The sequence below is a fragment of the Shigella sp. FC1967 genome (assembly GCF_001743005.1).
In the GTDB taxonomy this organism is placed as follows: Bacteria; Pseudomonadota; Gammaproteobacteria; order Enterobacterales; family Enterobacteriaceae; genus Proteus.
In genome coordinates this window covers 1-1,195 of sequence record NZ_MIIZ01001036.1, presented here as the reverse complement: position 1 = coordinate 1,195, position 1,195 = coordinate 1, and the positions used below count along the sequence as shown (strand labels likewise).

At 27.3% G+C, this 1,195-nt stretch carries 1 protein-coding gene; it reads left to right on the top strand.

Features of this window, described 5'->3' with window-relative positions:
• The first annotated feature begins 488 nt into the window (after nt 1–488).
• The gene (locus BHE89_RS17855) at nt 489–1,088 is read left to right on the top strand and encodes a fimbria/pilus outer membrane usher protein (RefSeq protein ID WP_286146270.1); all 600 of its coding nucleotides are present in this window, start codon (nt 489–491) and stop codon (nt 1,086–1,088) included.
• Nucleotides 1,089–1,195 lie beyond the last annotated feature (107 nt).

Below are 1,195 nucleotides of genomic sequence, written 5' to 3'. Positions count from 1 at the left end.
ACGTCCATGAATATCAATTCTATCATTTATTTAGATAAATTTTTTAGTAAGAAAAAAAAGATAAAAAAGAAATTATTCATTCTTTTTATCTAAAGGCATTAATAAACTAGGTTATTTATCTTTACACTACCATGATAAATCCTATCATAATTCATCTAAAACATTTGAAACTGGAACATCCTTTTCATCTTCAATAAATAAAATAAATTATAATTTAAAATATGATTTTAAAAAAGAAAAGATATTATTCAGAACACTATCTTTCATTTAATTTTTAATATTCCGATAGGAAATAATACACATCATCATTGGTTCAATAACCAAACAGATTATCAAGTAAATAATAACCGTTATGCAAGCAGTACAAATATTGGAGGAACATTACTTAATAATAATTTAGGGTATTCAGTAAACTATCAGTATGCACATCATCCTAAAAGAAAATTTGATCAATTTTCTATGCATACACGTTATCAAAATAATTATCAATCTTCCTTTTCTCTGGAAATAAGTCAGAAGATAATTACAACTTAAATTTTGCAGTTAATGGTGCATTAGTGCTTCATTCAGAAGGTGTTACTCTAGCCCCTCGTTTAGGTAAGACCTTTGCATTAGTGAATACACAAGGCATTACTGGTATTAAAACATCATCTTCATCAAATTTGGAAACAGATATTTTGGGTAATTTAATTTTAAGTAATATAGCACCTTATCAAATAAATAGGATCCAGCTAAATGCTGAATCACTTCCTTCATCCGTTGAAACTGAATATTATAGTAAAAATGTTATTCCTACATTTGGTGCAATACCTAAAGTTATTTTCCCAATGAAAATGGGCTACCGTGTTATTTTTAAATCAAAAACGCCTCTCCCTTTCGCATCAAAAGTTATTGTATTGGATAGAAAAAATAACATTATTTCACAAGGATTAGTAACAGAAAATAATATTATTTTCCTTTCTGGCATCCCTGATAATGGATTAATAAAAGTAAAGCTGAGAGACGATAAACAATGCCAGTTTGATTATGAAATAAACGCTAGTGATAAGCAAAAAGCGTTGATAAAAAAAGAAATCAATTGTCAATAGCTCAATAATAAAAATCTTAAATATGAAAAAAAAACAATACATCATCTATTTAATTATTACTTTACTCTATTCATCATTCTCATTTTCATCACCCCCAAGGCGTGGTG